General features: G+C 70.4%; 12 protein-coding genes. 9 read left to right on the plus strand and 3 right to left on the minus strand.

The window, feature by feature from the left end:
- Window positions 1–2 precede the first annotated feature (2 nt).
- Entirely contained in the window at window positions 3–3,458 is a 3,456-nt protein-coding gene (locus MMB17_RS07700) for an SbcC/MukB-like Walker B domain-containing protein (RefSeq protein ID WP_241101671.1), read from the minus strand.
- 335 nt (window positions 3,459–3,793) lie between these two features.
- On the opposite strand from MMB17_RS07700, the gene MMB17_RS25225 reads away from it, so the two are divergent.
- Both MMB17_RS25225 and MMB17_RS07705 read left to right on the plus strand, forming a co-directional pair.
- The gene (locus tag MMB17_RS25225) at window positions 3,794–3,928 is read left to right on the plus strand and encodes a hypothetical protein (RefSeq protein WP_276518061.1); all 135 of its coding nucleotides are present in this window, start codon (window positions 3,794–3,796) and stop codon (window positions 3,926–3,928) included.
- 39 nt (window positions 3,929–3,967) lie between these two features.
- On the plus strand, window positions 3,968–4,105 hold the full coding sequence (locus MMB17_RS07705; RefSeq protein WP_238309313.1) for a hypothetical protein: 138 nt from the start codon (window positions 3,968–3,970) through the stop codon (window positions 4,103–4,105).
- Window positions 4,106–4,279: 174 nt separating this feature from the next.
- Here the strand turns inward: MMB17_RS07705 and selD are convergent, their stop codons facing one another.
- The gene (selD, locus tag MMB17_RS07710; protein WP_238309312.1) at window positions 4,280–5,335 is read right to left on the minus strand and encodes a selenide, water dikinase SelD; all 1,056 of its coding nucleotides are present in this window, start codon (window positions 5,333–5,335) and stop codon (window positions 4,280–4,282) included.
- A 164-nt stretch (window positions 5,336–5,499) separates the two neighbouring features.
- On the opposite strand from selD, the gene MMB17_RS07715 reads away from it, so the two are divergent.
- The 3 genes from MMB17_RS07715 to MMB17_RS07725 are packed head-to-tail and all read left to right on the plus strand — an operon-like array spanning window position 5,500 to window position 8,590.
- The gene (locus MMB17_RS07715; protein ID WP_238309311.1) at window positions 5,500–6,378 is read left to right on the plus strand and encodes a putative selenate ABC transporter substrate-binding protein; all 879 of its coding nucleotides are present in this window, start codon (window positions 5,500–5,502) and stop codon (window positions 6,376–6,378) included.
- 14 nt (window positions 6,379–6,392) lie between these two features.
- Entirely contained in the window at window positions 6,393–7,058 is a 666-nt protein-coding gene (locus MMB17_RS07720) for an ATP-binding cassette domain-containing protein (RefSeq protein ID WP_241101672.1), read from the plus strand.
- Window positions 7,058–8,590, plus strand: a complete 1,533-nt coding sequence (locus MMB17_RS07725; RefSeq protein ID WP_241101673.1) for a PhnE/PtxC family ABC transporter permease — start codon at window positions 7,058–7,060, stop codon at window positions 8,588–8,590. The genes MMB17_RS07720 and MMB17_RS07725 overlap by 1 nt, the downstream gene beginning before the upstream one ends.
- Window positions 8,591–8,599: 9 nt before the next feature.
- Here the strand turns inward: MMB17_RS07725 and MMB17_RS07730 are convergent, their stop codons facing one another.
- Window positions 8,600–9,118, minus strand: coding sequence for a hypothetical protein (locus MMB17_RS07730; protein WP_241101674.1), 519 nt, complete (start codon window positions 9,116–9,118; stop codon window positions 8,600–8,602).
- A 288-nt stretch (window positions 9,119–9,406) separates the two neighbouring features.
- Between MMB17_RS07730 and treZ the strand changes: the two genes are divergently transcribed.
- The 4 genes from treZ to treS all read left to right on the plus strand — a co-directional run bounded on the left by treZ (window position 9,407) and on the right by treS (window position 23,032).
- On the plus strand, window positions 9,407–11,212 hold the full coding sequence (gene treZ / locus MMB17_RS07735; protein ID WP_241101675.1) for a malto-oligosyltrehalose trehalohydrolase: 1,806 nt from the start codon (window positions 9,407–9,409) through the stop codon (window positions 11,210–11,212).
- Window positions 11,213–11,246: 34 nt separating this feature from the next.
- Window positions 11,247–16,172 carry a malto-oligosyltrehalose synthase gene (locus tag MMB17_RS07740; RefSeq protein WP_241101676.1) on the plus strand — a complete coding sequence of 1,642 codons (4,926 nt, stop codon included), beginning with the start codon at window positions 11,247–11,249 and terminating at the stop codon, window positions 16,170–16,172.
- An 84-nt stretch (window positions 16,173–16,256) separates the two neighbouring features.
- Window positions 16,257–19,634, plus strand: a complete 3,378-nt coding sequence (locus MMB17_RS07745) for a maltotransferase domain-containing protein (RefSeq protein ID WP_241101677.1) — start codon at window positions 16,257–16,259, stop codon at window positions 19,632–19,634.
- Window positions 19,635–19,777: 143 nt separating this feature from the next.
- Window positions 19,778–23,032 carry a maltose alpha-D-glucosyltransferase gene (treS, locus tag MMB17_RS07750; RefSeq protein ID WP_241101678.1) on the plus strand — a complete coding sequence of 1,085 codons (3,255 nt, stop codon included), beginning with the start codon at window positions 19,778–19,780 and terminating at the stop codon, window positions 23,030–23,032.
- Window positions 23,033–23,302 lie beyond the last annotated feature (270 nt).

Here is a 23,302-nt window from a genome sequence, read left to right on the forward strand (position 1 = left end):
CCTCACTCCGCCGCGTCGGCGGGGCGGAAGCCTTCGAGGCCGATGCGCTCGGGATTGATCGCGGCCAGCGCACGCTTGGCCGCCTCCAGCGGGTGCTCGGATTCGATGCGCACGCCCTTCAAGTCCGGGCTCTTGTAGACCGTGACGATGGTGTCCATCACCTCGGTCAGCGTGGTGCGCTTGTCCTCCGGCGCGGCGATCAGGAGCTGCAGGCCCCAGGCCCGGTAGAGGTCGACCAGGGCCTGGCTGTTGCGCACGTCGAGCTTGGAGAAGGCCTCATCGAGCAGGCACAGGCCGAGGCCGGGATTCTCATCGCCGGGCCGGTCGCCGGGATAATAGGCGGAGGCGAGCGAGGCGGCGATGGCCACGTAGAACGGGGCCTGCGCCTCGCCCCCGGAGCCGCGCAGGGCCCGGTTCGACATGGTGGTGCGGTTGCCCGCCCGGTCGCGCATGCCGATCTCGTAGACGAAGTAGTTGCGGTAATCGGCGAGCCGGGCCGCGCTCTCCTCGCCGGCGATCAGCGCCGAGATCTCCTCGATCGCCGCCTTGAGCGGACCCTCCGCCGTGGTGCCGTCGCCCGGCAGGATCGCCTGGGCGGCATCCGCCGAGCGGGCGACCTCGGTGGCCAGGGCGTGCACGGCGGCGTAGCGCCGGTCCACCGCCGCCTCGAAGGCGTAGGTCTGGCCGGTGAAGGTCTGGGAGGAGAGGCGCTCGTTCAGGGCGTCGAGCCGGGCGCGGACGCGCTCGAACTTGTCGGCGAGCCGGGTCAGCAGGTCTTCCGTCATCAGGCGGCGCATCTCGGCCTCCGCCCGCAGCGCCTGCTCGCGGTAGCGGCGCAGCTCGTGGCCGGCCACCTCGTCATGGGCCCGTTTGGCCCAGCTGTAGCCGAAGGAGGCCGGTGCGTCGGCGCCCCGCCCGAGGGGATTGTCGATGCGCCACTGCACGCAATACTCGGCGAGGTCGCGCTCGGCCGCGCGCCCCTGGTGGCGGGCGGTCTCGGTCGCCTCCTTGGCGGCGTTGCGCGCGAAGGCGGCGGCGTCGGCGAGCCCCTTGGCGTCCCGCTCGGCGAGATCGGCCCGGCAGGCCGCGAGCGAGCCGGCATCGTAGAGGTCGGGGCGGACGAGGCGGATGCGCACGCTGTCCCCGCCCGACCAGCGGGCATAGGCGGAGCGGCGTGCGGCGAGCGCCGCCTTGGCCGCCTCCCGGGTCGCGGCGAGCTTCGCCTTCAGCGTCGCCTCCTCGGAGAGCAGGGCGTCGCGCTTCGGCTCCAGCACCTGCACGAGCTCGGTGAGATAGGCCGAGCGCTCCTTGGTCAGCTCCGCGATCTCGGCTTCGAGGGCGCCGGTATCGGCCTTGGCGGCGCTCTCGCGCTCCGTCGAGAGCGAGCGGCGGCGGCCCTCGATCGCGTCCGCCTCCTCGCGCAGGGCGGCGATGTCTGGCAGGCCCTCGGCGAGCCGGACCCGCAGCATGGCGGCGTTGCGGGCGGCCTCGCGCAGAAGGTTGGCCTCGTTGCGCAGGCGGCGCGCCTCCTCGGTCGCCACCTCCAGGTTGCGGCGTCCCTCGGCGGTGGGGCCGCGATGGCCCCGCGTCATCATCAGCTGCACTGGCCGGTTGACCGAATAGGCCATGCCGGAGGTCGAGCGCCCGCTCGGGGCGATGGCGCGGCTCATGTGGCGCAGCGCGGCGTCGTTGGGGGCGAGGTCGTAGCCGCCGAGGCGGGCGGCGAGGAAGGCCTCGGCATGGGGGTCGTCGGTGTCGATCAGGCCCATCGGCCCGTCGTCGAAGCGGCGGGCGGAGCGCTTGGCCGTGTCCGTCGTCTTCACCAGCAGGCAGCGGTAGAATTGGCTGCGCCGGGATTCGAGCACGCCGAAGGCTCGGTCGAGCCGGTCGGGATCGACCACCAGCGCCTCGCGGGCGCGGCCGAGCAGCCCTTCCAGTGCCTGCCCCCATTTCGGATCGGTGATCTCGGCGAGCTCGCAGATCGGCACCGCCGCGATCCCGATGCGGGCGAGCTCGTCGCGGAAGGCGAGGGTGTCGGGGGCGAGGCGCCCGGCCTGCTCGCGTCCGCCGGCCATCTCGGCGCCGAGGGCCTGCGCCTCGCGCTCCTGCTCGCGGGCGCGCAGGGCCAGATCCTCGGCGGCGTCCTCGAGGGGCCCGGCGATGTCGGGCAACTGGCGCAGGCTCTCGACGAGGCGGGGGAGGGGGCCGTCCGCCCGCAGGGTCTCCTCCGGCGGGGCGTCCCGGCGCAGGCCCGAGCGGGCGCAGGCCTCGACGATCCGGGCCGCGTCGGGATCGATCCGGCGCAGCTCCGCCGCGATGGTGCCGAGCCGGCCGGCCTCCTGCACCAGGGAGACCAGGGCGGAGACGCGGTTGGCGAGGTCGCGCCGGTCGCGGGCGGCCATGGCGAGCCCGGCATCGGAGGCGGCGAGCCGCCCCTCCATGGCGCTGCCGGCGATCTGTGCCTTGCGCGCGGCGATCTCGCCGTCGATCTCGCGCACGAAGCCCTGGCTCGTCGTCACGCTGTCGCGGGCGATGCGCAGGCGCTCGGACACGTCCTGAAGGCTGGTGCTCAGGGCGGCGACGTCGAGGATGCGGCGGCGCAGATCCGCGCTCGCGGCGCGCAATTCCTCGAAAGTGGCCGTGAGGCTCGCCTCCGCCCAGGCCTCGTAGCGCTTCACGATGCGGGCGAGATGGGCGAGGCGCCGCTCCAGTTCCTCGATCGTCTCCAGCAGACGGCGCCAGTTCTCCGCCGATTGCCGGATGCGGCCGACATCGAGGGGCTCGGGCTCCAGCACGAAGCTGCGCACGAAGGCGCTCGAATCGAAGATCGGCTTGAAGGCGACCGCGTTGGCGAAGGTGCGCAGGAAGTGGCGCGGCTCCGGCACCGGGGCACCCTCGCGCAGGGTGGCCAGCACCTCGGCGGTGAAGCGCTCGCCGGAGGTGCGGAATTCCTCGAAGCGGCCGGGCTTGGCGCGCAGGTCGCGGGCGATCTCGACCCAGGGCGCCACATAGCTGCCCTCCGCGGTCTCGCGGACATAGTCTGCGATCTCGAAGCGGTGGTCGACGCTGATGAAGCGCGACAGCGTCTCTTCCTTGGCCTCCTCCGCCCGGGCGGCGAGCGCCAGCCCGACCGTGACGATCCGGCCCGAGGCCTCGTTCTCGAAGACGAGGGCGATGATGGTCTCGCAGGCTTCCCGGGTGGGCCGGCCGCCCTCCGCCGGGTCGCTGATCCAGCCGAGGCAGTAGTCGCGCACGGTGCGCGCGCTGCGGCCGGAGGCCGAGGCGTTCAGGGCCAGGCGGCTCGCATTGTTGCCGGCGAGCACGGTGCCGACCGCGTCGAAGATCGTGGACTTGCCCGCCCCCGTTGGCCCGACGAGCGCGGTCGCGCCCCGGATCCGGATCTGCTCACGCCGGATCAGGTACCAATTCGAGAGCGCGATATCGGTGAGGCGGTACACCGTTAGGGCCCGCGCGCCTGTCCTGGAACGATCATCGTCCCGGCATGGACGCCGCCGCCCCGGGATGCAAGCGCCGGAGGTCCGGCGGGCTGAGGCCGGTGTGGATGCGCCTCACCCGGTCGGGAGGCGGCAGTCTCCGCCGCACGATCATGCCCGCGGCAGATGCCGGCCTGGGCAGGCTGTCCCTGCGCGCCGCATAAGCCGCTGACTTTTCTGAAATATCGAAAGTTTCGATCAAATTTATTCGGCTGTTTCGCCAAGTCGAACGGGGCCATCTTCCTCTCATCGGAAGCGGCCAACGGGGCCGCCTCCAAGACCCTACGAAGGAGCCCACCATGTCCCGTCTCGTTTCCGCCGCCCTGGTCGCCCTCTCGCTCGTCGCGGGCAGCGCCGCCCAGGCCCAGAGCTTCACCGCCCCCGCCGGCATCCCGGTTCAGGCCGCTCCCGGCGCCGCCGTCCAGGGCCGCTGAATCCCCTCTCTCCAATCCCCCCTTCCAAGGAGACCCGTCATGAACCGTATCGTCGCTCTCGCCCTGCTCGCCTCTTCCCTCGTCCTGTTCGGCTTCGCCATGGAAGCCCAGGCTCAGAGCTTCACCGCCCCGGCCGGCATCCCGGCCCAGACCGCCCACGCCGTCGGCGGCCGTTGAGCCCGGCCCTGGCCGGATCCGGATTCCGGCACCGCGCAGCAGACAGCGAACACGAGAAAGCCGGCCCTCTCCGACGAGACGGCCGGCTTTCTCGTGTTCGAGGCTCGCTGCGTCCTCGCTTGTCTTCGCCGCATGCGACGCCGCCCGGGCTTTGGGGGCCTTCCGGGGGGGCGCCTAGCCGTTCGCCAGCACCCGGATCCGCGCCGGTCCCTCCTCCACCCGCCCGATGATGGCGGCGGTCGGGTGACCGGCCTGCCAGATCCGCGCGAGGATCGACTCGGCGGCCTCCGGTTCGCAGCTGACGAGCAGGCCGCCCGAGGTCTGGGGATCGGTCAGCAGGTGGCGCCGCCAATCGGGGAAGCCCTCCGGGAGCGCCACCGACTCGCCGAAGGCGGTCCAGTTGCGGTGCGAGGCCCCGGTGACGAAGCCGTCGCGGGCCAGCGCCGCGGCCTTGGGCAGAAGGGGCACCTTGTCCGCCTCGATCAGGAGGCCGAGCCCGGCGCCGCGGGCGACCTCCAGCCCATGGCCGAGCAGCCCGAATCCGGTCACGTCGGTCATGGCATGCAGGTCGGGATCCTCGGCCAGGACGGCACCGACCCGGTTGAGCAGCGTCGTGCTCGCGATGAACTCCGCATAACCGCCCGTGGGCAGGGCCTCCTTCTTGATCGCCGCCGAATAGATCCCGACGCCGAGGGGCTTCGTCAGGATGAGGGCGTCACCGGCCTTGGCGTCGCGGTTGCGGCGGACATGCTCGCGGGGACAGGTACCGATCACGGCGAGCCCGTAGATCGGCTCCGGCGTGTCGATCGAGTGGCCCCCGGCCACCGGGATGCCGGCTTCCGCGCAGATCGAGGCCCCGCCCTTCAGGATCGCGGCGACGGTCTCGGGGGCGATCTTGCCGACGGGCATGCCGAGGATGGCGAGGGCCAGGATCGGCCGGCCGCCCATGGCGTAGACGTCGGAGATCGCGTTGGTCGCGGCGATGCGCCCGAAATCGTGCGGGTCATCGACCATCGGCATGAAGAAGTCGGTGGTGGCGATCAGGCAGGTGCGGTCGTCGAGGGCCCAGACCGCGGCGTCGTCCGAGGTCTCGTTGCCGACGAGAAGCCGCTCGAAGGGGCCGCCCATGGGCTGATCGGCCAGCAGCCCGCGCAGGATCGCGGGGTCGAGCTTGCAGCCGCAACCGCCGCCATGGGCGAGGCTGGTGAGGCGGGGCTGCGTCGCATCCATCGTCGTCTCCTGTTGTCCGATCCGAGCTCGGGCGGAAAGGCCGTAGCCTGTCCACCGCAGCATAGGGGGTTCAACCCTGCCGCGTTCGCGTCCGATCTGCTACCTCGCATGATGATCCGCCGGGCGGCGTCCCGCCCTTGCGTGCGGAGATTTCGGAGTTTCCGATGCGACGTCGTGCCGTCCTGTCGTGCCTTGCCCTTCTCGCCGGCGCCCTCGCCTCGGCCCACGCGCAGGAGGGCGCCAAGCCGCCCTTCGTCTTCACCGGCATCCCCGATCAGGACGAGAGCCGCCTCGTCGAGCGCTTCGGCAAGGTCGCGACCTATCTCGAGGGCAAGCTCGGGGTGCCGGTGCGCTACATCCCGGTGAAGAACTATCCGGCCGCGGTCACCGCCTTCACCAACGGCCAGGTCCAGCTCGCCTGGTTCGGCGGCTTCACCGGCGTCCAGGCCCGCAAAGCGGTGCCGGGCAGCCAGGCCATCGCCCAGGGCGCCGAGGATGCGGCCTTCAAGACCTACTTCATCGCCAACGCCGCCACCGGCCTCGCCCAGGGCGCCGACTTCCCGAAGGCGATCGCGGGCAAGACCTTCACCTTCGGCGCCCGCGCCTCGACCTCCGGCCGGCTGATGCCGGAGCACTTCATCCGCCAGGCCTTCCCGGGCAAGACGCCGGAGCAGGTCTTTTCCCGCGTCGGCTTCTCGGGCGACCACAGCCGCACGATCCAGCTGGTCCAGTCCGGCGCCTTCGAGGTCGGGGCGGTCGACTATTCGGTGTGGGATCTCGACGGCAAGGCCGGCAAGATCGATCAAAAGGCGGTCGCGGTGATCTGGGAGAGCCCGACCTTCCCGGATTACCAGTGGACCGTGCGCGGCGACGTGGACAAGACCTACGGGGAGGGCTTCACCGAGAAGCTGAGGGCAGCCCTCGTCGGTATCACCGACCCGGCCATCCTCGAGCCCTTCGGCCGCTCGAAGTTCATCCCCGTCGACAACGCGGCCTATGCGCCGCTGATCGAGGTGGGCCGTTCGACCGGCCTGCTCGACTGAGGGCAGGCTCCGCCGTGCCGGAGAATGCGATCGCCCTCACGAACGTCTCGGCGGCCTATGGCGGACGGCCGGTCCTCTCCGGCATCGACCTGACCGTGCGCCGGGGCGAGCGGGTGGCCCTGCTCGGGCGCTCGGGGGCGGGCAAGTCGACCCTGATCGGGCTGATCCACGCCCAGGGGCCGGCCCAGGTCGCCCTGGTGCCCCAGGCTTCGGCCCTGGTGCATCCCCTGAGCGTGTTCCACAACGTCTATATGGGCCGCCTCGACCGACGCTCGACCTGGCACAACCTGCGCACCCTCGTCCTGCCGGCCCGGGCCGACGTGGACGAGGTGCGGGCGGTGCTCGGCGGCCTGGGGCTCGCCGAGAAGCTCTTCGCCCGAGCCGGGGAACTCTCGGGCGGGCAGCAGCAGCGGGTCTCGGTGGCCCGCGCCCTCTATAACGGCCGGCCGATCCTGCTCGCCGACGAGCCCGTCTCCGCCCTCGACCGGCAGCAGGGCGCGGCGGTGCTGGAATTGCTCTGCGCCCGCCACGAGACCCTCGTCGTGGCCCTGCACGACGTCGGCCTCGCCCTTGCGCATACGGATCGGGTGGTGGTGCTGGAGAACGGCCGCATCGTCCTCGACGCGCCGAGCCGGGGCCTCGACGCGGCGGCTTTGGCGCCCTTCTACGCGGCCGCCTGATGGACGCCTTCCTCGCCCGGCCCGGCTACGCCTCGATCAGCCGCTGGTTCGTCGCCCTGGCGCTGGCCGCCCTGCTCACGGCCGATCTCCATGTCTCGAGCCTCAACCCCTTCGCCGATCTGCAGCGCCTGCTCGCGGGCCTGATCCGGCCCGATTTCCTCTCCGTCGAGATCCGGAGCATCGCCTACACCGTGGCCTTCGCCGTGCTCGGCGTGGGGCTCGGGGCGGGGGCGGGCTTCCTGCTGGCGATCCCCTTCGCCCGCTCGCGGCCGGTGCGCCTCCTCTGCGCCTTCCTGCGGGCGGTGCACGAGCTGTTCTGGGCGCTCCTGCTGATGCAGATCTTCGGGCTCTCGGCCACCACCGGGATCCTCGCCATCGCGCTGCCCTATGCCGGCATCTGCGCCAAGGTCTATGCCGAGATCATCGAGGAGGCGGACCTCTCGGCCCTGCGCACCCTGCCGCCGGGTACGGGGGCGATCGCCGCCTTCGCCTATGCCCGGCTGCCGGTCGTGGCCGCCTCGCTGCGGCACTACACGCTCTATCGCCTCGAATGCGGCCTGCGCTCGACCCTCGTGCTCGGCTTCATCGGCCTGCCGACCATGGGCTTCTATCTCGAATCCGCCTTCCGCCAGGGCCGCTACGGCGAGGCCGGCGCGCTGCTCCTCGTCTTCTATGCCCTGATCGGCACCCGCCGGCTCTGGATGCGGACCAAGACCCTGCCCTTCCTCCTGGTGGGCAGCGTGCTGGCCCTGCCCGCCACGGTCGGTGCCACGGATGTCGGGGCGAGTCTCGCCCGCTTCCTCGGGCACGACATCGTCCCGGCACCCCTGCGGGATGCGCCGCTCCTGGCGATCGAGACCTGGGCGCGGTTCTGGGCCTGGCTCGCGCCGATCCTCACCGGCCAGATCCTGCCCGGCCTGCTCCAGACCCTGGTGCTGGCCCAGATCGCCCTGGTGGCGACCGCATTCGGCGCCCTGGCGCTGTTTCCCCTGGTCTCGCGGCGCTTCACGGGCCCCATCGGGCGGCCGCTCGGGCGGATCCTGCTCGTCACCGTGCGCTCGACGCCGGAATACATGCTGGCCTACGTCGCCCTGCAGCTCCTCGGCCCCTCGATGCTGCCGGCGATCCTGGCGCTCGCCATCCACAATGCGGGGATCGTGGGCTACCTGCTGGGGCGGCACGCGGACGAGATTGGCTACCGCCCCGACGCGCCGGCGGGCCTGAACCTCTACGCCTACGAGACCGTGCCGCGGCTCTACGGCCAGTTCCTGGCCTATCTGCTGTATCGCTGGGAGATCATCCTGCGCGAGAGCGCGATCTTCGGCATCCTCGGCGTGGCGACGCTCGGCTTCTACGTCGATGCGGCGATCTCGGAGCTGCGCCTCGACGTGGCGGTGGTGCTGATCCTCGCGACCGCCCTGCTCGCCATCGCCGTCGACGCCCTGTCGCGCGGCCTGCGTCGGGCGCTGCGCATCAACACCCTGCCGACCCGCCTGTCCGCGCCGATCGGCCAAGAAGAACCGGCCCGGTGAAGGGGGGGCTTACGGGGCCGAGGCCTCCGCGGCCGCCGTCCGGTCGCCGACCGTCGCGTCGATGGCCTTGGCGTCGAGGATGGCGGCGGCCCCCGGAGCCGTGCCCGGCGGTGTGATCGCCGCCCGCAGGACGCCTCGGATCTCCGCGCCTTTGGCTCCGAAGCGCGACCAGGCCGCTTCGCAGCGGCGATGGTCGTCATCCGCCTGGAAATAACGCTCCTGGTCCTCCAGCAGGGCGGCGTAGACCGCGGCCCGGACCGAGTGCTCCTCCCCGACATAGAGCCGGTAGATCCGGCCCCAGAATTCCTCGTCGAGCTCCCACTCGCAGTGCGAGGCGGCCTTCATCATCGCGAGCTTGCGCAGGCTGCGCCGCTCCGGCTCGGGCAGATAGAGCAGGCCGTAGCGTCCCTTCAGGGCGCGGCCGCCCCCCTCGTACCCGGCATCGCTGGTGAGCGCCCAGGTCAGGTAGGCGCCGGCGCCGCCCGCGATCAGGAGGCCGGCAAGGACGGTGGCTCTGACGACTCGCATGCACGCATCCGGAGATTGAAGCCGCGTCGTAGAGCAGCCGACCCGGGCGAATTCGTGGACATGCGACCGAAAATTGCAACGCTCCCGACGCATCCGGGGTCCGCCTGCGAGACGCATGTCTCGCATCTGCGAAACGGTGCCGATTCCATGCTGCAGAGCGGTTGCCGGCCGCATCCGGCGCCATAAGTCCGCCGGGAACCGGAAAGGGTTCGCCGCCTTCTCCAGCAGGCGCCGGCTTGACCGAGCCCGCGCGACGCTGCTGCCGGAAAAACGAGGATCCTGAGCTCCATGCGGCGCATCCATGCCATGGCCTTCGGCGGCGCGCTCGAAGCGGACGGTGCGCGGTTCGCCCTATGGGCGCCGAGCGCGAAGGAGGTCGCCCTCGTCCTCGACGGGCAGGAGCACCCGGTGCCGGAGGCGGGCGAGGGCTGGCGGCGCCTCGTCGTGCCCGGCGTGAAAGCCGGGGCCCGCTACGGTTTTCGCATCGACGGCGCCCTCGTGGTGCCGGATCCCGCTTCCCGCTTTCAGCCCGAGGATGTCTCCGGCCTGTCCGAACTCGTCGACCCCGCGGCCTATGACTGGCAGGATTCCGACTGGAGCGGCCGCCCCTGGGAAGAGGCTGTGATCTACGAGTTGCATGTCGGCACGGCCACGCCCGAGGGTACCTATGCCGGCCTGGAGAAGCGCCTCGACGACCTCGTCGATCTCGGCGTCACCGCCCTGGAGCTGTTGCCGCTCGCCGACTTCAAGGGCCGCCGCAACTGGGGCTACGACGGCGTTCTGCCCTACGCCCCCGATGCCGTCTATGGCCGGCCGGAGGACCTGAAGCATCTGATCGACGCCGCCCATGCCAAGGGGCTGATGGTTTTCATCGACTGCGTCTACAACCACTTCGGCCCGGCCGGGAACTACCTCCACGCCTACGCGAAGAGCTTCTTCACCGAACGGCACCAGACCCCCTGGGGCGCGGGCATCAACTTCGACGGGAAGGAGGCGGGCCGGGTGGTGCGCGACTTCTTCCTGCAGAACGCGCTCTACTGGCTGGAGGAATACCATTTCGACGGCATCCGCTTCGACGCGGTGCATGCCATCCTCGATGATTCCGAAAAGCACTTCCTGGCCGAGCTCGGCGAGACCGTCCGGCAGCGTTTCCCGGATCGTCACGTCCACCTGATCCTGGAGAACGAGGCCAACCAGGCCCGCTGGCTCGAACGTGACGAGGCGGAGAAGCCGCGCCTGCACAGCGCGCAATGGGCGGACGACCTGCACCATTGCTGGCACGTGCTGCTCACCGGCGAGGAGGCCGGCTATTACGAAAGCTTCGCAGACAAGCCGGTGGAGCACCTCGCCCGCTGCCTCGCCGAGGGCTTCGCCTACCAGGGCGAACCCTTCAAGACCCTCGACAACCATCCCCGTGGCGAGCCCTCGGCGCATCTGCCGCCCTCCGCCTTCGTCACTTTCCTTCAAAACCACGATCAGGTCGGCAACCGGGCGCTGGGCGAGCGCCTGAGCCACCTCGCCGATTCGGGTAAGCTGGCGCTTGCCCGGGCCGGGCTGCTGCTCGCGCCCCAGATCCCGATGCTGTGGATGGGCGAGGAGTGGTCGGCCTCCGCGCCCTTCCTGTTTTTCGTCGACTTCGCCCCCGACGAGGAGCTGAACAAGGCCGTGCGCGAGGGGCGCCGACGCGAGTTCAAGAGCTTCGCGGCCTTCGCCGACGATACCTCGGTCATCCCCGATCCCACCGAGGAGAAGACCTTCACGGATTCCAAGATCTACTGGGACGAGGCCGAGACCGGGCTGCATCGGGCGGTCTGGGCCGATACGCGCAACCTGATCCAGATCCGCCACCAGACCGTGGTGCCGCTGACGAAGTCCGGCTTCCGCGGGGCCGAAGCCCACGTCCCCGCGCCGGGCGTCGTCGATTGCACTTGGCGTTTCGAGGCTGGCACCCTGCGCTTCGTCGCCAATGTCGGGGACGGCGAGTACGCTGCCGATCGCGCGGGCGGCCAGGTGATCTGGTCGAGCGGCCTCTCGCGCGAAGCGCTGCAACTGCCGCCCTGGACCGGTGTGTTCCTGGTCGGTGCCCCCGAATGACCGCGCGCGTGAGCGAGAAAGCCTGAAGCCGGACATGGACGCCGTCCCCGAACACCTCCTCCAGCGTCTGACCGACCTCGTCGGCATCGCCCCGGGCTATACCGATGCCTTCGGCCACCGCGTCGAAACCGGGCTCGACGTGCGCCGTGGCATGCTCGCCGCTTTGGGCTTCGCCGTCGGCAACGAAGCCGAGATCGGCGAGAGCCTCGCCAGGGTCGAGGCCGTGCGCCGGGCCTTGATCCCGCCGCTCCTGCCCACCGAAGCGCGGCGGAGCCTGCGCGTGCCGGTGCTGGCCGATGGCACCTCCGGCTCGATCGCCTGGCGCCTCGTGGATGAGCGCAGCCATGCCCGAGAGGGGCGCGCTCCGGTCACCATGGGGGAGGGCGGTCCCGGCTTCGACCTGCCGCCGCTCACGCCCGGCTACCACCATCTCACCGCCGCCCTCGGCGAGCGGCGGGCGGAGGCCCATGTGATCGCGGCGCCGAAGCGCTGTTGGCGACCCCGCGCCTATGCGGAGGAGGGGGCGCGCGACTGGGGCATGGCCGCCCAGCTCTACGGCCTGCGCTCCCCGGACAATCTCGGGATCGGGACCTATGCCGATGCGGGCCGGGCCGCCCGCGACGCTGGCCTGCGCGGCGCCTCTTTCCTGGGGCTCAGCCCGGTCCATGCGCTCTTCCCCACCGACCGGAGCAAGATCTCCCCCTACTCGCCCTCCTCGCGGCTGTTCCTGGAGACGCTGTTCATCGAGCCGGGCGTGTTGCCGGGCTTCTCCGGGAGCCGGGCGGAACAGCTTCTTGCTGAGCAAACCCCGCGGATCGAGGCCCTGCGCGACGCGGCCCTCGTCGACCACGCCGGCATCTGGGAGGTGCTCGCCCCGGCCCTGGAGGCGCTCTGGCAGGATTCACCCGCCCGCGCCGGCCGGGACGAGGCCTTCGCCGCCTTCCGGAAGGAGGGGGGCGAGAACCTCGAATCTCACGCGACCTTCGAGGCCCTGGCCGAGCATTTCTCCGCCCGGGGCGCCAAGTGGCTCGGCGACTGGCCGGAGGAATACCGCCGGGCGGGAACGGAGGCGGTGCGGGTCTTCGCTCGGGAGCAGGCGGAGCGGGTGAATTTTCACCTGTGGCTGCAGTTCCTTGCCGACGAGCAGCTGAGGGAAGCCTCCGAAGCGGCTCTGGCCTCCGGCATGCGGATCGGCCTCTACCGTGACCTCGCTGTCGGAGCCGACCGAGGCGGCTCCGAAATCTGGTCGCATCCCGAGCGCTTTGCCAACGGCGTCTCGATCGGCGCGCCCCCAGACCTGCTCGCGCCCCGAGGCCAGGACTGGGGCCTGCCGGCCTTCCACCCGCTGGAACTGGAGCGGGACGGCCTCAAGGCGTTCCGGGCTCTGGTCCAGGCCAATATGCGCCATGCCGGCGCGATCCGCATCGACCACGCCTTCCAGCTCGCCCGGCTGTTCCTGATCCCCCTCGGCCAGTCGGCCCAGGCCGGCGCCTACGTGGCGATGCCCTTCGAGCCGATGCTGGCGGTGCTGCGGCTCGAGAGCCACCGCGCCAAGTGCCTCGTCATCGCCGAGGATCTCGGCACCGCCCCGGAGGGGTTTTCCGATGCCCTGATGCAGGCCGGCATCCTGAGCTACCGGATCCTCGCCTTCGAGCGGGAGCAGGGCGGCCGCTTCAAGGCGCCCTCGGCCTACCCGCACAACGCGCTCACCGCCATCACCACCCACGACCTGCCGACCTTCGTCGGTTGGTGGCGGGGCGTCGACACCGACACCCGCCAGTCCCTGGGCCTGTACGATTCCGACCGGGCCGATGCGGAGCGGGCCGAGCGCGTGGCCGAGCGCCACCGCCTGGCCGAGGCGCTGGCTGGCGAGCAGCTGCTGCCGGGCGCCGAGCCGCCGGAGGCTGCGCCCTTCGAGGCGGCCGCGCGCTACCTCGCCCGCGCCCCCTCGATCCTCACCGCCGTGCAATACGAGGACGTGGTCGGCGAGCTGAGCCAGGCCAACGTGCCGGGCTCGACGGAGGGCTATCCGAACTGGCGGCGCAAGCTCGATCGGAGCCTGGAGGCCATCGCCGCCCCGGGCGGCCCGCTCGCCAAGCTCGCCGCCGCGCTCGCCGCGGAGGATCGCGGCCCCCGCTCGGGCGCCGCCCGGCTGTCCTCGGCGCCGCCCCGGGCGACCTACCGGCTCCAGTTCCACGAGGGCTTCACCTTCGCGGATGCCCGCGAGATCGTCCCCTATCTCGCCCGGCTCGGCATCAGCCACGTCTACGCCTCGCCCCTGCAGCGCGCCCGGCCGGGCTCGACCCACGGCTACGACATCGTCGACCACTCGCAGATCAATCCCGAGATCGGCGGCGAGGACGGCTTCGTCGCCTTCTCGGACGCCCTCAAGGCACACGGCCTCAAGCTCCTGCTCGACGTGGTGCCCAACCACATGGGCGTCGGCGGGGCCGACAATCCCTGGTGGCTCTCGGTGCTCGAATGGGGCGGGCTCTCGCCCTACGCCCATGCCTTCGACATCGACTGGGAGCGGCTCGGCGCCAACGGCAAGCTCGTCATCCCCTTTCTCGGCGCGCGCTACGGCGAGGCCCTGGAGACGGGCACGCTGGAACTGAAGTTCGACGAGGCGGCCGGTGCCTTCAGCGTCTGGCACTACGAGCACCAGTTCCCGGTCTGCCCGCTGCAATATCCCTCGATCCTGAACCGGGCGCTCGCGGCGCTCGGCGAGATCGGCGACGACCCCTCGGCGGACGTGCTCGCCATCTCCGAGCGCCTGCGCAACATGGGCGAGGAGACCAACGGGGAGCGCCGCCGCGACTTCCCCGCCGAGGCCGAGACCCTGAAGCAGGATCTCGCGGATGCCGTGCGCGCCTCGCCCCAGATCGCCGCGGCGATCTACCGGGCGCTGCATCTCCTCAACGGCAACAAGGACTATCCCGACACGTTCGGGCCGCTGCACCGCCTGCTGGAGAGCCAGTCCTACCGGCTCGCCCATTGGCGGATCGCCTCGAGCGACATCAATTACCGCCGCTTCTTCGACGTGAACTCCCTCGCGGGCCTGCGCGTCGAGAAGTCGGACATCTTCCAGAAGTCGCACGCGCTCCTGTTCCGCCTGGTCGAGGAGGGCCGCATCGACGGCCTGCGCATCGACCATATCGACGGACTCGCCGATCCGCTCGGCTATGCCCGCGCGCTGCAGGCGGCCGTCGGTCCCGGATTCTACGTGGTGGTGGAGAAGATCCTGGAGCCGGGCGAGAAGCTGCGGGCCTGGCCGGTGGCGGGCACCACCGGCTACGACGTGCTCAACCAGCTCGACGGCATCCTGGTCGACCGCGAGCGCAAGACCCGGGTGGAACGCTTCTACCGCTGGGCGACGGGCTTCGACGAGCCCTACGGCTTCCAGCTGCGTGCGGCCAAGGCCGAGATCCTCGAGATCAGCTTCGCCTCCGAGCTGGAGGTGATCACCGGCGACCTCAAGCTGATCGCCGATGCCGACCGGCGCACCCGCGACTTCTCCGTGAACACGATCCGGCGGGCGCTGATCGAGATCATCGCGCGCTTCCCCACCTACCGCTCCTACCTGCCGGGCGATCTCGACGAGAGCGATGTGGAGGATGCCGACATCGCCCTCATCGAGGGGGCGGTGAAGAAGGCCAAGCGCTGGAGCGCGCTGCCCGACCGCTCGGTGCACGACTTCGCCGAGAACGCGCTGCTCGGGCGCATCGACACCACGGGGCCGGGCCGGCCGGACCCGGCCGTGATCCTGCGCTTCCGCCGCCGCTTCCAGCAGCTCACCGGCCCGGTCATGGCCAAGAGCCTGGAGGACACGCTGTTCTACCGCTACGTCGAGCTCCTGGCCCTCAACGAGGTCGGCGGCGATCCCGGCGAGTACGGCCTCGACCTTCCCCATTTCCACGCGTTGCAGGCGGCTCGGGCCCGGGACTGGCCCAACGCCATGATCGCCACGGCGACCCACGACACCAAGCGCGGCGAGGATGCGCGGTCGCGCCAGCTCGCCCTGTCCGAGCTGCCGGAGGACTGGGCGCGGGCCTGGGACATCTGGCGCGAGACCGCCGGGCCGCACTTGTCCACCCACGACGACGAGCCGGCGCCCGACGCCAACGACCAGTGGATGTTCCTGCAGGCGATCCTCGGCGCTTGGCCCCTGGAACTCCTGGAACAGGACGACGCGGCGGCGATCGAGGATTTCCGAAAGCGCCTCGACGCCTATGCGGAGAAGGCCCTGCGCGAGGGCAAGCGCCGCTCGAGCTGGGTCAATGTCGACGAGGCCTACGAAGGCGCCGTGCACGCGCTGTTCGCGAGGATCGTCGCCCCGGGTTCGGACTTCCTGGCCCGCATGCGCCCCTTCGCCCGGCGGCTCGCCCATCTCGGCATGATCGCGGGGCTCGGCCGCACGGTGCTGAAGGCGACGCTGCCCGGCATTCCGGACACCTATCAGGGCACCGAGTTCTGGGATTTTTCCTTCGTCGATCCCGACAACCGGCGCCCGGTCGACTACGCGGCCCGCGCCACGGCGCTGGAGGCGGGATCATCTCCCGCCGATCTGATCGGCACCTGGTGGGACGGCCGGGTGAAGCAGGCGACGCTTGCCCGCCTGCTCGCCGACCGGGCGGCCCATCCGAGCTTCTACGCCGATGCCGACTACCAGCCCCTCGAGGCCAAGGGCGAGCGGGCCGAGAACGTCGTCGCCTTCATCCGCTCGGATGCGGTCTCGGGGACCGGCGACCTGATCGTGGCTGTGCCCCGCCTCGTCGCGGGGCTCGCGAAGGAGGGCATCCCCTGGTCGGGCGCGGCCTTCGCCGGCACTGCCCTGAGCGTGGACGAGGGCAGCCACTGGCGCGATCTGGCCGGCGGCGAGGTCGGCGCGGAGGATGGCCGGCTCGATCTCGGTGCGCTCTTCGCACGGCTGCCCTACGCCGTGCTGCGTCGGCAGGTGTGAACCATCGCTTGCCCGGGGCTTTTGGATACGGGCAGGGTCCGAGCACATGACAAGGCCGCCGGCGGACGGCCGAGGGAGAACGGTATGAACGCACCCAACACCGCGACGAGCCCGGCGACGCCGACCGATGCGGCGGTGGCGCTGCCCGCGGGCCTCGCGCCCCGGGCCGAGGGGCCGCGGATCTACAACCTGTTCCCGCTCCTCGTGGGCAAGGTCTCGGCCTGGACGGCGGAACTGCCGCGCATCGGGCAGCTCGGATTCGACTGGGTCTATCTCAACCCGTTCCACCAGACCGGGGGCTCGGGCAGCCTCTATGCGGTCGCCGACCTCGACCGGCTCGATCCCCGCTTCCGCGACGAGGATGGCACGCCGGACGACGAGCAGATCGCCCGGTTCTGCCGTGCGGCCGACGCCCGCGGCCTCTCCGTGATGACGGATCTCGTCATCAACCACACGGCCAACGACGCGCGGCTCGCCCGCGAGCGGCCGGACCTTTATGTGCGCGATGCGGCGGGCGCCATCGTCAGCCCGGCGGCGGTCGATCCCGACGATCCCTCGATCCGTACGGTCTGGGGCGACCTCGCCGAGTTGGACTACCATTCGGAGCACGCCCGGGCGGAGCTGACGAAGATCTTCGACGGCTACATCGCCCGCCTGCAGGCGCTCGGCGTGCGCGGCTTCCGCTGCGATGCCGCCTACAAGGTGCCGGCCCCGGTCTGGCGCGACCTGATCGCGGCGGCCAAGGCCCGCGACCCGGACGCGCTCTTCGCCGCCGAGACCCTGGGCTGCACCTTCGAGGAAGCGCAGGCGACGGCGGGGGCCGGCTTCGACTACCTGTTCAACTCCTTCGCTTGGTGGGACCTGAAGGCGCCCTGGGCGCTGGAGCAATACGACCGCCTGCGGGTGATCGTCCCCTCCATCGCCTTCCCCGAGAACCATGACATGGCCCGGCTCGCCGCCGGGCTGTCCGGCGGGCCGGAGGCGATCGCCGCGAAGCTGCGGACCCGCTACGCGCTCGCCGCCTTCTTCTCCGCCGGCGTGCTGATGCCGATCGGCTACGAATGGGGCTATGCCCGCGCGCTCCACGTGGTCGAGACCCATCCGGGCAGGCGCGAGCACGACACCGGCATCGACATCTCGGCGGAGATCGCCGCCCTTAACGCCCTGCGCGCCGAGATCCCGGCGGCGAATGTCGAGGGCGTGCAGATGCGGCTCTCGGCGCCGGACGCGCCCTTCGTCGCCCTGTTCCGCGCCAATACCGGGCACCCCTCCTCGGCCACCTCCGGCCTGCTCCTGCTCTACAACCCCACCGACGTCCCCGTGCCGGTCGAGGCCGGGCCGCTGATCGCCCGCACCGGGGGGCGGCTCGGCGCCTTCGTCGACCGCACGCCGAAATCCGAGCCCATTGCCTTCCACCCGGGCGCCTCCATCGACCTCCTGCCGGGCGAGCTGCGCATCCTCGCCGCGGGCGAGGCGGAGGCCTCGGCCGCGCCGAAGCCCGTCGCCCCCGAGGGCAAGGGCCGCGTCGTCATCGAGGCGGTGACGCCGGAGATCGACGGCGGCCGCTCGGCGGTGAAGCGCATCGTCGGCGAGACCCTCCGGGTCGAGGCCGACATCTTCTCCGACGGCCACGAGATCATCGACGCGGCCATCGTCGCCCGCACCGCCGATGGCGGGCCCTGGCGGCAATACCCGATGGTCTTCATCGACAACGACCGCTGGGGCGGGGAATTCCCGCTGGAGCGCAACGGGCGCTACGAATACACCGTGATCGCTTGGCGGGACGCCTTCGCCTCCTGGACCCGCGACACCCTGAAGAAGCGCGATGCCGGGGTCGACGTGCGGCTCGAGACGATCGAGGGCATCGAGCTGGTGCAGATCGCCGCCGACCTCGCCAAGGGCCGGGACAAGGACCGGCTGAACGCCCTGGTCCAGGCGCTGGCCGCCGAGCCGGAGGGCTCGCCCGCGATCCTCGAGAAGATCCTGGCCCCCGAGAATGCACGGCTGATCCGGCGCAATTCCGAGCGGGTGAACCTGTCCCGTTATCCCGTGAACCTGCCCGTGGTGGCCGACCGCCTCGCGGCCCGCTTCTCCGCTTGGTACGAGATCTTCCCCCGCTCGCAATCCGGCGACCCCAACCGGCACGGCACCTTCGACGACGTGATCCGGCGCCTGCCGGAGATCCGCGAGCTCGGCTTCGACGTGCTCTACTTCACGCCGATCCATCCGATCGGGAAGACCAACCGCAAGGGCAAGAACAACACCCTCAAGGCGCAGGAGGGCGATGTCGGCTCGGTCTACGCCGTGGGCTCGGAGGAGGGCGGGCACGAGGCCGTGCATCCCGAGCTCGGCACCCTGGAGGATTTCCGCCGCCTCGTCGGCGCCGCCCATGCGCACGGCATGGAGATCGCCCTCGATTTCGCGATCCAGTGTTCGCCCGACCATCCCTGGATCAAAAAGCATCCCGAATGGTTCGAGTGGCGCCCCGACGGCACGCTGAAATTCGCCGAAAACCCGCCGAAGAAGTACGAGGACATCTCCAACGTCCATTTCTACGGCGGCGCGCTGCCCTCCCTCTGGATCGAGCTGAGGGACATCCTCCTGGGCTGGGCCAGGCTCGGGGCGCGCATCTTCCGCGTCGACAATCCCCACACCAAGCCGGTGCCGTTCTGGGAATGGGTGATCGCCGAGGTGAACGGGATCTACCCGGACGTGATCTTCCTCGCGGAGGCCTTCACCCGGCCGAAGATGATGAAGAAGCTCGCCAAGGCCGGTTACCAGCAGAGCTATACCTACTTCACCTGGCGCAACACCAAGCAGGAGCTGACCGACTACGCCGTCGAGCTCGCCGGCGAGATGGGCGAGTACTACCGCCCGAACTTCTTCGCCAACACGCCGGACATCAACCCGTATTTCCTGCAGACCAGCGGGCGGCCGGGCTTCGTCATCCGCGCGACGCTCGCGGCGACCCTCTCCTCCGTCTACGGCATCTATAACGGCTTCGAGCTGTGCGAGGCCGCGCCCTATCCGGGCAAGGAAGAGTATCTCGACTCCGAGAAATACGAGCTGAAGGCCTGGGACTACCACCGGCCCGGCAACATCCGCGAGCACATCATCAAGCTCAATCGAATCCGGCGGGACAACCCTGCCCTGTGGGACTTCCGGAACATCACCTTCACCGGCGCCTGGAACGACAACATCCTCGCCTATGCCAAGACGACGCCCGAGAAGGACAACTGCGTCTTCGTCATGGTCAATCTCGATCCGAGGAACCGCCAGGAATGCTCCTACGAGGTGCCGCTCTGGCTGCTCGGCCAGCCCGACGACGGGGCCGTGGATGTCGAAGATCTGCTGCTCGGCTACAAATTCGAGCTGCGCGGCAAGACCCACCGCATCGCCCTCGATCCCGCCGACCGCTCGGTCCTGATCTGGCGTCTTCGCGCGCCGCGGCGGGTTGCGTGAGACTCCGCCCCTGCTAGACCGGGGCCCTTCGGGCGGGATCCGGCTTCGGCCGAATCCGACCCGGAGGGTTCCGTCCCTTCCCGCCTGCCCGGCGGGCCCTGTCCGAGACGTCCTCGAACCCGCGACGTGAGGTAGCCGACGCGATGATCGATCGCAGCGACCCGCAATGGTACCGTGACGCCATCATCTACCAGATCCACGTCAAGTCGTTCTTCGACTCGACGAATGACGGGATCGGCGATTTCGAGGGCCTGACCCAGAAGCTCGACTACGTCCGCGACCTCGGGGTCACGGCGATCTGGCTGATGCCGTTCTATCCCTCGCCCCTGCGGGACGACGGCTACGACATCGCCGATTACCGCGACATCAACCCGTCCTACGGGACGATGGAGGATTTCCGCCGCTTCGTGGAGGCGGCCCACGAGCGCGGCCTGCGGGTCATCACCGAGCTTGTCATCAACCACACCTCGGACCAGCATCCCTGGTTCCAGCGCGCCCGCGAGGCGCCGGCCGGCTCGCCGGAGCGGAATTTCTACGTCTGGTCCGACACGGACGACAAATATTCCGACACGCGCATCATCTTCCTCGACACCGAGGTCTCGAACTGGACCTGGGATCCCGTCGCCAAGCAGTATTTCTGGCACCGCTTCTATTCGCACCAGCCGGATCTCAACTTCGACAACCCGGCCGTGCTCGAAGCCGTGATCGAGGTGATGCGCTACTGGCTCGACATGGGCGTGGACGGTCTGCGCCTCGACGCGATCCCCTACCTCGTCGAGCGCGAGGGCACGAACTGCGAGAATCTCGCCGAGACGCACACCGTCATCAAGAAAATCCGCGCGGCCCTCGACGCCGAATATCCCGACCGGATGCTGCTGGCGGAAGCCAATCAGTGGCCCGAGGAGACGGCGCAGTATTTCGGTGAGGGCGACGAATGCCACATGGCGTTCCACTTCCCCCTCATGCCGCGCATGTACATGGCGATCGCCCGGGAGGACCGGCACCCGATCACCGACATCATGCGGCAGACCCCGGAGATCCCGGAAGGCTGCCAGTGGGCGATTTTCCTGCGCAACCACGACGAGCTGACGCTCGAGATGGTCACCGCGGAGGAGCGTGACTATCTCTGGTCGTTCTATGCCGCCGAGCGGCGTGCCCGCATCAATCTCGGCATCCGCCGCCGCCTCGCGCCCCTGCTCGAGAACGACCGGCGCAAGATCGAGCTGATGAAGTCCCTCGTCCTGTCGATGCCCGGCACGCCGGTGCTCTATTACGGCGACGAGATCGGCATGGGCGACAACATCTATCTCGGCGACCGCGACGGCGTGCGCACGCCGATGCAATGGTCCCCGGACCGCAACGGCGGCTTTTCCCGCGCCAATCCGCAGAAGCTGTTCCTGCCCGCGATCCAGGACCCGATCTATGGCTTCGACGCGATCAACGTCGAGGCGCAGACCCAGGCGCAGACGAGCCTGCTCAACTGGACGCGGCGCATGATCGCGATCCGCAACAACTCGGTCGCCCTCGGGCGCGGCGCGATCCAGTTCCTCTACCCGGCGAACCGCAAGGTCCTGGCCTGGATCCGCGAATACGAGAACGAGCGCATTCTCTGCGTCGCCAACCTGTCGCGGGCGCCGCAGGCGGTACAGCTCGACCTGTCCGACCTGCGCGGGGCGATCCCGATCGAGCTCACCGGCGGCACGGAATTCCCGGCGATCGGCGAATTGCCCTACCTGCTGACGCTGCCGGCCTATGGCTTCTACTGGTTCTCGCTCTCGGCGGCCAATACGGGCGAGGTCGGCCCGCAGCCGCTCTCGCCGGAGCTGTTCACCCTGGTCCTGACCGGCGGGGTCGAGACCCTGATGAAGGGCCGCGAGCGCGTGGCCTTCGAGCGCACCGTGGCGCCCCCCTTCCTGAGCGGCCGGCGCTGGTTCGGCGCCAAGGGCTCCCGCATCAAGGGGGTGCAGGTCACGGACAGCGCCATCGTCAAGGACGGCACCGGCGAGGGCAAGTTCCTGCTGCCGCAGATCGCCGTCACCCTCGTGAACGGCGAGCGCCAGGACTACTTCGTGCCGCTCGCGGTGGACGAAGGCCGCGAGGACGAATCCCTGATGGATCACGCGGTCGCCCGCGTGCGCCGGGGCCCGCGCACCGGCCTGCTCTACGAGGCGGCGGTGGCCCCGCCCTTCGCCATCGCCCTGATCGAGGCCATGCGCGACGGCCTGACCATCCCGAGCGAGCGCGGCCGGCTCGTCTTCTCGACCACCTCCGCCTACGATCCCGACCTGCCCTTCGAGGTCGGTGAGGTGCGACGGCTCGCGGCCGAGCAGAGCAACACCTCGGTCGCCATCGGCTCGAAGATGATGCTCAAGCTGCTGCGCCGGCTGCAGACGGGGGTGCATCCCGAGATCGAGATCGGCCGCTTCCTCACCGAAGAGGCGCATTTCGCCAATACCCCGGCTCTGCTCGGCACCCTGGAGCACGTGGCCGAGGATGGCACCCGCACCGCCCTGGCGCTGCTGCAGAAATTCGTGCCGAACCAGGGCGACGCCTGGACGCTGATGCTGGAGGGCCTGCGTCGCGACTTCGACATCGTGGTGCTCGCCCCCGAGAGCGAGGCGCCGATCCCGGAGGAGGCCTTCCATCCGCATCTGCGCTGGGCGGACCTGCTCGGCCGGCGCACGGCGGAGATGCACAAGGCCTTCTCCATCGCGACGGACGACCCGGCCTTCGCCGCCGAGCCGCTCTCGCCTGCGGATGTGGAGACGCTCGCGGCGGATGCCCGCTTCCAGATGAGCCGGGCCTTCCGGGGTCTGGACGCCATCACGGCCTGGTCCCCGGGTTCGGCGAGCGAGGCCCTGGCCGCCCGCCGCAGCGAGGTCGAGGCCCTGATCGACGATCTCGCCCGCACGGTGCCGGTCGGCGCCCACAAGATCCGCATCCACGGCGACTTCCATCTCGGGCAGGTGCTCGCCTCCGAGGGCGATCTCGTCATCGTCGATTTCGAGGGCGAGCCGGCCCGGCCGGCGGACGAGCGCCGGGCGAAGTCGACCCCGCTGCGGGACGTGGCCGGCATGCTGCGCTCCTTTGCCTATGGTGCGGAGACGGTGGTGCGGGAGATCGCGGCCCGCTTCGGCGACAGCGAGGAGCGCGCCCGCAACGCGGCCATTGCCTGGCGTGGCATGATCGATGCGGCGTTCCTGCAGGGCTACGACGCGGCCCTGGAAGACAGCCGCGCTGCGGTGACCGACCCGCAGACCCATGCCCGCCTGCTGCGCCTGAGCCTTCTCACGAAGGCGCTCTACGAGGTCGATTACGAGGTCAATAACCGCCCGGACTGGATCGAAATCCCGGCCCGGGGGGTTCTCAACATCTTGGACGAAGCGAAGCGCGCCTGAGTCTTCGCATTCCGGAAACCGGTGAGAGAGGTGTCTGAATGACGGTGCTGGACGAGAAGGCCGCGGCGCGTGCCGTGGCTCCTACGGAAAGCCCCTCTTCCCCGGCGGTCGAGGCGCGGCCGGGCACGGTCCGGCCCGCTTCCGGCCCTGTTGCCACCCCGGCCAATGCGCCCCAGCCCGCCGATTCTCTCTCCGGCACATCCGAGCCCGGCAAGCCGCCCCGGCCCACTTCCACGATTCCCTCGGGCATCGCTGTGAGCCCCGAAGCGG

The organism is Methylobacterium organophilum, assembly GCF_022533465.1.
In the GTDB taxonomy this organism is placed as follows: Bacteria; Pseudomonadota; Alphaproteobacteria; order Rhizobiales; family Beijerinckiaceae; genus Methylobacterium; species Methylobacterium organophilum.